The organism is Lentzea sp., from assembly GCF_036380075.1.
GTDB lineage: Bacteria > Actinomycetota > Actinomycetes > Mycobacteriales > Pseudonocardiaceae > Lentzea.
In genome coordinates, this window is record NZ_DASVFL010000401.1 from 1 (window position 1) to 8,629 (window position 8,629).

Genomic DNA, 8,629 nt, shown 5'->3' on the forward strand with positions numbered 1-8,629 from the left:
GACCTCGTCGACGGCAACGTCTGGCACCCGCCGTCACGGCGCTGAGGCGGTCCCCAGCAGGTGGGGTCCCTTGCCCCACACGGCGAACTCCCAGCCGCCGGCGTTCTCGCGGGCCGAGAGCTTGACCCGGCCGGGGATGAACAGCGGTTTCTTGAACCGGACGTCGACCGTCACGGTCTCAGGAAGCCGTCCCTCCAGCGCGGCCACGCACCGCGCCTTGGTCCACATCCCGTGCGCGATCGCGCGCTTGAAGCCGAACACCTTGGCGCCCAACGGGTGCAGGTGGATCGGGTTCCGGTCGCCGGACGCCGCGCCGTAGCGCCGGCCGATGTCCGCGGGCACCCGCCACACCGCCGAGCCGGTGGGGCGTTGCAGCTCCTCGCCGGAGCCCGACGCGCCACCGGTTCGCCGCAGGTAGGTCGAAACCCCTTCCCAGACACCGGAAACCGACGTCACCACGTCGACCTGCGTGCCCTGCGGGTGCGGGCGCAGGTCGCGCGCGGACACCGTGATCTCCAGCGGTTCGTCCGACGTCAGCGGGCGCGACTGCGTGATCCGGTTCGCGACGTGCACGAGACCGGGCAACGGGAACGGGAACCCCGCGCCCGTCATCAGCTTCATCTGCAACGGGAAGCCCAGCACGTGCGGGTAGGTCAACGGCAGCGCGTCGCGCAACCCGAAGCCGCACACCGAGCTGTACGCCGCGAGGTGCTCCAGCGAGACGGTGAGGGTGTCCGAGACCGGTTGGGCGGTCAGCGTTTCCCCGCGCCGGAACGACGTCAGGGCGGCGCGCAACAACATCAGGCCCCCAGCAGCATCTGGCCGCACACGCGCACAACGTTGCCGTTCACGCCACCGGACCCCGGCGCCGCGAACCACGCCACGGTCTCCGCGACGTCGGACGGCAGGCCGCCCTGTGACAGGCTGTTCATCCGCCGCCCCACCTCGCGGGTCGCGAACGGCACGGCCGCGGTCATCTTCGTCTCGATGAAACCGGGCGCCACGGCGTTGATCGTGGCCCCGCGAGCAGCCAGAACGGGTGCCAGCGCCTGGACCATGCCGATCACGCCCGCCTTCGAGGTGGCGTAGTTGGTCTGGCCGACGTTGCCCGCGATGCCGGCGATCGACGACACCCCGATGATCCGGCCGCCCTCGCGCAGCACACCGCCGTCCAGCACCGCGTCGTTGATCCGCTCCTGGCACGCCAGGTTGACCTCCAGCACCGCGTCCCACTTGCCGGAGTCCATGCGCGCCAACGTCTTGTCGCGCGTGATGCCCGCGTTGTGCACGATGATGTCCACACCGCCGTGCCGTTCCATCAGGTACGAGGTCAGCCGCGCCGGGTCGCCGGTGATGTCGAGCTGCAACGCCGACCCGCCGACGGCGTTCGCGACCTTCGAGAGGTCCTCCCCGGCGGCGGGGACGTCCAGGCAGACCACGTGCGCGCCCTCGCGGCCCAGCACCGTCGCGATCGCCTCGCCGATGCCCCGGGAAGCGCCCGTGACCAGCGCGACCTTGCCCTCCAGCGTCGCCGTGGAAGCGGAGCCGGAGACGCGGATGACCTGCCCCGACACGTACGCCGAGCGTCCGGACAGCAGGAACCGCAGCGTCGACTCCACGCCGTCTTCGGCGCCGTCGGCGACGTAGACCAGGTTCGCCGTGCCGCCGCGGCGCAGTTCCTTGCCGACGGACCGCACGAAGCCTTCGAGTGCCCGTTGCGCGATGGAGTCCGGTGACCGGCCGATCACGACCACGCGCCCGCACGGGCCGAGCTCGGTGATGGCGGGGTGGAAGAAGTCGTGCAGCTGCCGCAGGTCGCCCACCGTCGCGATGTCCGAAGCGTCGAACACCAGCGCGCCGTACGGGGCGGGGCCTGTTTCGAGCTGCTTGAGGAAGGGCAGCCGGGTGGCACCGCCGACGAGCACCGGCGTCGCCAGTGCGGCGTCCCGGCGCAGCGGGTGCGGGTTCGGCAGGCCGAGCCTGCGCACGAGCTGACGGCCGAGGCCCGAGGTCGCGAACTTCTGGTACCTGTCCACGTCACACAACCTACTCGCTAGTAAGTCTACCCGCTAGTAGGTACTATGGCGGCATGCGCGTAGCGATCATCGGCGGCAACCGGATCCCGTTCGCCCGCTCGAACGGCCCGTACGCCACCGCGTCGAACCAGGACATGCTCACGGCGGTGCTGGACGGCCTGGTGAGCCGCTTCGGCCTCCAGGGCGAACGGCTCGGCGAGGTGGTCGCGGGCGCCGTGCTCAAGCACTCGCGCGACTTCAACCTCGTCCGCGAGTCGGTGCTGGGCAGCAAGCTCAGCCCCGAGACGCCCGCGTACGACGTCCAGCAGGCGTGCGGCACCGGTCTGCAGGCGATCGTCGCAGTCGCGAACAAGATCGCACTCGGTCAGATCGACGCGGGCATCGCGGGCGGCGTCGACACCACGAGCGACGCGCCGATCGGCGTCAACGAGAACTTCCGGAAGCTGCTGCTGGAGTTCAACCGCACCCGCAAGGTCAGCCTGCTCACCAAGCTGCGGCCCAGCCACGTCGTGCCGCACCTGCCGCGCAACGGCGAACCGCGCACCGGCATGTCCATGGGTGAGCACGCGGCCATCACCGCCGCCGAGTACGGCATCACGCGCGAGGACCAGGACGAGCTGACCGCGCGCAGCCACCGCAACCTCGCCCGCGCCTACGACGAGGGCTTCTTCGACGACCTCGTCACGCCGTACCTCGGCCTGACCCGCGACCAGAACCTGCGTCCGGACAGCACGGCCGAGAAGCTCGCCAAGCTCAAGCCGGTCTTCGGCGACACGATGACCGCCGGCAACTCGACCCCGCTCTCCGACGGCGCCTCCGCGGTGCTGCTCGCGACGGAGGAGTGGGCCCGCGAGCGGAACCTGCCCGTGCTCGCGTACCTGACCTTCGCCGAGACCGCCGCCGTCGACTACGTGCACGGCGGCGAGGGCCTGCTCATGGCACCGGTGCACGCCGCGCCGCGGATGCTGTCCAAGGCCGGCCTGACGTTGCAGGACTTCGACTTCTACGAGGTGCACGAGGCGTTCGCGTCCCAGGTGCTCGCGACGCTGAAGGCGTGGGAGAAGGAGCTCGGCGAGCTCGACCGGGCGAAGCTGAACGTCAACGGCTCGTCGCTCGCGGCAGGCCACCCGTTCGCCGCCACCGGCGCGCGGATCGTGGCGACCTTGGCGAAGTTGTTGCACCAGAAGGGCAGCGGGCGCGGGTTCGTGTCGGTCTGCGCGGCGGGCGGCCAGGGGATCACGGCTGTTCTGGAGCGGTGACGCTCACTGCATTCCACGTCGTATCGAAACAATGCACTGTTACGATTCTGTTGCCGCTTATGGCAATGACGAGTCCGGCCCCATTGGCGATTACCCGTGTTTTCTGGCGGAGCGCCGTGCACACTTCATGAACCGCCGAGCGCGGAACCTGGGGAGTGGGGGCTCATGCAGGTGGACCCGGAACAAGACCCGATACTCGCGCGCGCTCTGGTGGCGACACTGCGCGACGAGTGGAGACCGGCGGCCGACGCGATGGCGTCGGCCCGGCAGTGGGAACGCCGCGCGTACGTGCTGCTGACCCTGGCCCTCGACGCCGCCCGCCGCCTCGACTGGCTGAGGAACTGGCTGCGCGCCCGGCCCGGTGACCGCGACGCCGGCGCCGTGCAGTGCGCCATCGAGACGTTGCACGGCACCGGCTAGCAGGACTCAGTCGAGCAGCGACCAGGCCGCCGTGCACACCGCGGAGACCGTGATCTGCTGAGCCTTCAGGTTCAGCTGGTCCACCATCCCCGCGGGCCCGGCCATCTCGAACGACGCCGCGCCGCGCATCATCTTCGGCGAGTAGCCGCCACCGTTGTCCGTGTCACCGATCCGCAGCAACGGCCCGAGCCGCCGCCCCAGAGCCGATGCGTAACCCTCGGCCCGTCGCAGTGCGTCGGCCACGGCGGCCTGCTGCGCCTCGCGGATCGCCTCCCCGTCGTCGACGAGCGTCCACGACGGTCCGTTGATCCAGGACGGTTCGGCCTGCACGAGCTCGGCCAGCAGGCCGTCGAGCCGGTCCAGGTCGGACACCCAGATCACGTACTGCTGCTGCGCGCGGCTGCCGACGCGCTGGTTGTTGTCCCAGTTGTCGTGCACGGACAGCTGCCGTGACCGGACCTCGAAGGTCTCCAGCAGCGGTTCGACGGCGGAGATGCGCTGGTTGAGCGTGCTCACCGCCTCGGAGCGCTCGGCCCCGACCGCCTCGAACGTCACGTCCACCTGGGCGCGGTCTGCGGTGCGCTCGACCTCGCCGGTCCCCTTTGTCACGACTTCAGCCACGCGTCCCACCCAACCGGCCGCCCGGTCCATCCGCAACTATTACGCAATCTAGCGAAGAAGCTAGATAACTGAATACAGCGGCATCCGGCCCCACTTCGAGGTTCGTCTGCGCGTCTCTAAAGCCACCGCTAGAAACGCCGATACGGTGCGAGTCATGGACCCGGTGCGCAACCCGTTCGCCCCCGGTGCAGGCCAGCGGCCTCCTGAGCTCGCCGGCCGGGACAAGGAAGTCGGAGCGTTCGAGGTGGTGCTCGAACGCGTGGCGCGTGGCCGTCCCGAACGCAGCCTCGTGCTGACGGGACTGCGCGGCGTCGGCAAGACGGTGCTGCTCGGCGAGCTGCGGTCCATGGCCGTCAGGCGCGGCTGGGGCGCGGGCAAGGTCGAGGCCAGGCCCGACGCCGACCTGCGCAGGCCCCTGTCCGCGGCGCTGCACCGGGCGATCAGGGACATCGCCGTCCGGCACCGCGCGCCGGACCGGGTCGAGGCGATCCTCGGCATCCTCAAGGCGTTCGCGCTGCGGGCCGCCCCGGACGGCGCGAAGCTCCGCGACCGCTGGCAGCCCGGCATCGACGTGCCGGCGGCGAGCGGCAGGGCCGACTCCGGGGACATCGAGATCGACCTCGTCGAGCTGTTCACCGACGTCGCCGAGCTCGCGCAGGACGTCGGCACGGGCGTCGCGCTGCTCATCGACGAGATGCAGGACCTCAAGGCCGACGACATCAGCGCGTTGTGCGCGGCGTGCCACGAGCTGTCGCAGCTCGGAGCGCCGCTGGTGGTCGTCGGCGCGGGACTCCCGCACCTGCCCGCGGTGCTCAGCGCGAGCAAGTCGTACTCGGAACGCCTCTTCCGCTACGTCCGCATCGACCGGCTCAGCCGCGAGGACGCCGACCGGGCCGTGCTCGCCCCGGTCGAGCGGGAGGACGCCGGCATCACCGACGAGGCGCTGGACGCGCTGTTCGACGCGTCGGGCGGCTACCCGTACTTCATCCAGGCCTACGGCAAGGCCGCCTGGGACGCCGCGCCGGTCGACCCGATCAGCGCGCTGGACGTCTCCGTCGCCGCTCCGGAGGCCGACGCGGAGCTGGCGGTGGGCTTCTTCGGCTCCCGGTACGAGCGTGCGACGCCCGCCGAACGCGAGTACCTCCGGTCGATGGCCGAGCTGACCGACGGGAAGGACGCGGGCGTCAACACCGCCCAGGTGGCCGACCACCTCGGCCGCAAGCCCTCGTCGTTGTCGCCCGCGCGGGACTCGCTCATCAAGAAAGGCCTGGTCTACAGCGCGGAACGGGGTCAGATCGCCTTCACCGTGCCGCACTTCGGGAGGTTCCTCCTCGGCCGCGAGGAGTGACCGGCGGCACCCTGTCGTTGTCCGGTCGTTCACGTTGTCAGCCGATGATTCATCGGCGTGTGCCCCACCTCACCGGATAATCGCGTGCTTTCCCGCGCGCGAAGGTGCATACTTGGGTTACCAACCGAACAGACCTCCGAGAGGGAAGTGCAGACCGAGATGAACTTCGCAGCGAAGCTCCGCGCCCGTCGTGCCGAGGCGCGCAACCGGAAGGCCGTGGCTCGCGCGATCGACATGGCGACCACCCCGTCCATGCGTCACGAGCTGATGGCCATCGCCCAGGCTCAGGTCACCACCCTGCGCTGACTCACGAACCCGGCACTCGCACGGCGCCCCGGCGCGAGTGCCTCCCCAACGCAGGCCCCTGGAGCACCTCCCGCGCTCCAGGGGCCTCGCTCTGTTAAACGTGATCCAGGACACAGTAGGATGGCGTTGTAACAGTGCGCGTCGGTCCGCCGATGTCACATTTGACCTCGCGGTGCTGTCGGACCCCCGACCTGGCAGCACCGCGAGGTTTCTTGTTTGCTGGGGACATGAAGATCGCCGTGCTCGGCACCGGCCTCATGGGTGCCCCCATCGCAGCCAACCTCGCCGCGGCCGGACACGAAGTCCGGGTCTGGAACCGCACGCGCGCCAAAGCCGAACCGCTCGCCGACAAGGGCGCCACCGTCGCCGACAGCCCGGCTGCCGCTGTTGAGGGCGTCGACGTCGTGCTGACCGTGCTCAACGACGGCGCCGCGGTCACCTCCGCCATCCAGGCGGCCGCGGAGTCGCTGCCGCACGACGCCGTCTGGATCCAGGCGTCGACGGTCGGCATCGGCGCCACCGAGGACCACATCGCGCTCGCCCGGTCGCTCGGGCTGGAGTTCGTCGACGCCCCGGTGCTCGGCAGCACGAAGCCCGCCCAGGAGGGCAAGCTCGTCGTGCTCGCCTCGGGAGCCGACGAGCTGCGCGAGCGCGTGCAGCCCGTGTTCGACGTGATCGGCGCCCGCACGATGTGGGTCGGCGAGGCCGGTGCGTCGTCGAAGCTCAAGCTCGTCGCGAACAGCTGGGTGCTCGCGCTGACCGCGGCCGTCGGCGAGGCGGTGTCGCTCGCGGAGGCGTCCGGGCTCGACCCGAAGCTGTTCCTCGAAGCCGTGTCCGGTGGCGCGATGGACACGCCATACCTGCAGATGAAGGGCAACGCGATCATCGAGCGGTCGTTCGAGCCGGCCTTCACCGTGCAGAACGCCTTGAAGGACGCCCTGCTCGTCAACGAGGCCGCGGTGCGCGGCGGGGTGCAGCTCGACGTCGCCCAGGCGGCGGCCGCGCGGCTCAACCGCGCCGTCACCAAGGGCCACGGCGACGAGGACATGGCCGCGTCCTACTACGCGAGCCGCGAATAAGCCCGACGATCGGCCGGTCCGGCGGGGCGTGCGGGCTCAATAACGTGGGCGGGTGAACAGACTCGTACGCTCCCTGCTGGCGTTCGGCCTGGTATCGGCGCAGGTCGTGGCCACGGCCGCGGTGGTCTCCGCGGCACCCGACGTCAAGGACCGCATCGCCGCCCTGCCCGGTGTGCGGATCATCAGCGAGGGGACGTCCGGCACCGCCCGGACGTTCGTCCTCGGCTTCCAGCAGCCCGCGGACCACCGCAGGCCGCGCGGCGCCCGGTTCGAGCAGCGGCTTTCGTTGCTGCACAAGGCGGAGTCGAAGCCGATGGTGCTGCACACCTCCGGCTACCAGCTCTCCGGCGCGAGCGCGTCCGAGCCCGCCCGGCTCGTCGACGGCAACCAGATCAGCGTGGAGCAGCGGTTCTTCGCGCCGTCGCGCCCGTCGCCCGCCGACTGGGACGACATGACCATCTGGCAGGCGGCCAACGACCACCACCGGATCGTCACCGCGTTCAAGAAGATCTACGGCGCGCGCTGGCTCTCCACGGGTGCCAGCAAGGGCGGCATGACGTCGGTCTACCACCGCCGGTTCTTCCCGCACGACGTCGACGCCACCATCGCCTACGTGGCGCCGAACGACGTGGTGAACGACCGCGATGTCTACGGCGAGTTCATCAGCAAGATCGGCACCGACCCGGCGTGCAACCGCCGCCTCGAAGGCGTGCAGCGGCAGGTCCTGCAGAACCGCGACGTCGTGGTGCAGCGGCTGGAGGCCAAGGGCTACACGTACCGGCAGTTCGGCAGCGCGCACCGGGCGCTGGAGGTTCTCGTCCTGGACCTGCCGTTCACGTTCTGGCAGTACGGAACCCAGGAGCAGTGCGCTCTCGTGCCGGGTGACGGCGCGTCCGTCGATGCGCTGTGGACGTTCGTCGACCAGACCGTCGGCTGGGACTTCTACACCGACGCGGGCGTGGCGCCCTTCGACACGTACTACTACCAGGCGGGAACCCAGCTCGGCTGGCCCGCGGCCGACGAGTCGGCGGTGCGGGACCTGTTGCGCTACCCCGGTTCCAGCGTGCCGCGCACGATGGTGCCGGCGTCGATCGAGTTCCCGCGCTTCGACCGCCACGCGATGGCCGACATCGACCGGTGGGTGCGCCACCAGGGCTCGCGGCTGCTGTTCGTCTACGGCCAGAACGACCCGTGGAGCGCGGAACCGTTCCGCCTGGGCCGGGGCACGCGCGACTCGCTGTCGTTCGTGGTCCCGAACGGCAACCACGGCTCCAACATCGCCCGGTTGCCCGAGAAGGAGCGTGCTGCCGCGACGGCCGCGGTGCTGCGCTGGGCCGACGTGTCCGCGCCCGTGTCGACGCTCTCGGTGGACGAGGGTCCCGACTCGCTGGACGCCCTGCGGGCCCGCCGGGGCTGAGGCACGCTGGGAGGCGTGAAGCCGTTGCTCGTGGTCGACGCAGCCAACGTCGTGGGATCGGTGCCCGACGGGTGGTGGCGCGACCGCGCGGCAGCGGCCGAACGCCTCCGCGACGCGTTGCGCGGCCGCGACGAGGAGGTGGT

Annotated in this window: 9 protein-coding genes; 6 read left to right on the plus strand and 3 right to left on the minus strand. The window is 70.6% G+C overall.

From position 1 onward, the window contains the following. Positions 1-33: 33 nt before the first annotated feature. The gene (locus tag VF330_RS41470) at positions 34-801 is read right to left on the minus strand and encodes a MaoC family dehydratase (protein ID WP_330857247.1); all 768 of its coding nucleotides are present in this window, start codon (positions 799-801) and stop codon (positions 34-36) included. Next, positions 801-2,036 (minus strand): 3-oxoacyl-ACP reductase, encoded by a 1,236-nt coding sequence (locus tag VF330_RS41475; protein WP_330857248.1) that lies wholly within the window; start codon positions 2,034-2,036, stop codon positions 801-803. Before VF330_RS41475 ends, VF330_RS41470 begins: the two co-directional genes overlap by 1 nt. 53 nt (positions 2,037-2,089) lie before the next feature. Here VF330_RS41475 and VF330_RS41480 point away from each other — a divergent pair, with 53 nt between their 5' ends. Then, positions 2,090-3,295 carry an acetyl-CoA C-acetyltransferase gene (locus tag VF330_RS41480; protein WP_330857249.1) on the plus strand — a complete coding sequence of 402 codons (1,206 nt, stop codon included), beginning with the start codon at positions 2,090-2,092 and terminating at the stop codon, positions 3,293-3,295. Between the two features lie 210 nt (positions 3,296-3,505). Next, positions 3,506-3,715 (plus strand): hypothetical protein, encoded by a 210-nt coding sequence (locus tag VF330_RS41485; RefSeq protein WP_330857250.1) that lies wholly within the window; start codon positions 3,506-3,508, stop codon positions 3,713-3,715. A gap of 6 nt (positions 3,716-3,721) precedes the next feature. On the opposite strand, the gene VF330_RS41490 is transcribed toward VF330_RS41485, so the two are convergent. Next, positions 3,722-4,336, minus strand: a complete 615-nt coding sequence (locus VF330_RS41490; RefSeq protein ID WP_330857251.1) for an SIMPL domain-containing protein — start codon at positions 4,334-4,336, stop codon at positions 3,722-3,724. Between the two features lie 154 nt (positions 4,337-4,490). On the opposite strand from VF330_RS41490, the gene VF330_RS41495 reads away from it, so the two are divergent. From VF330_RS41495 to VF330_RS41510, 4 genes are all read left to right on the plus strand, one after another. After that, entirely contained in the window at positions 4,491-5,684 is a 1,194-nt protein-coding gene (locus VF330_RS41495; protein ID WP_330857252.1) for an ATP-binding protein, read from the plus strand. A gap of 159 nt (positions 5,685-5,843) precedes the next feature. Beyond that, complete coding sequence (locus VF330_RS41500) at positions 5,844-5,990, plus strand: hypothetical protein (protein ID WP_169746017.1); 147 nt, start codon at positions 5,844-5,846, stop codon at positions 5,988-5,990. 227 nt (positions 5,991-6,217) lie between these two features. Further along, the gene (locus tag VF330_RS41505) at positions 6,218-7,069 is read left to right on the plus strand and encodes an NAD(P)-dependent oxidoreductase (RefSeq protein ID WP_330857253.1); all 852 of its coding nucleotides are present in this window, start codon (positions 6,218-6,220) and stop codon (positions 7,067-7,069) included. Positions 7,070-7,121: 52 nt separating this feature from the next. Beyond that, entirely contained in the window at positions 7,122-8,486 is a 1,365-nt protein-coding gene (locus tag VF330_RS41510; RefSeq protein WP_330857254.1) for a S28 family serine protease, read from the plus strand. The last annotated feature ends 143 nt before the right edge of the window (positions 8,487-8,629 follow it).

Coding starts and splice junctions, on each gene's coding strand:
- VF330_RS41470 (WP_330857247.1), bottom strand. CDS start 801: ATGTTGTTGCGCGCCGCCCTGACGTCGTTCCGGCGCGGGGAAACGCTG.
- VF330_RS41480 (WP_330857249.1), top strand. CDS start 2,090: ATGCGCGTAGCGATCATCGGCGGCAACCGGATCCCGTTCGCCCGCTCG.
- VF330_RS41495 (WP_330857252.1), top strand. CDS start 4,491: ATGGACCCGGTGCGCAACCCGTTCGCCCCCGGTGCAGGCCAGCGGCCT.
- VF330_RS41500 (WP_169746017.1), top strand. CDS start 5,844: ATGAACTTCGCAGCGAAGCTCCGCGCCCGTCGTGCCGAGGCGCGCAAC.
- VF330_RS41505 (WP_330857253.1), top strand. CDS start 6,218: ATGAAGATCGCCGTGCTCGGCACCGGCCTCATGGGTGCCCCCATCGCA.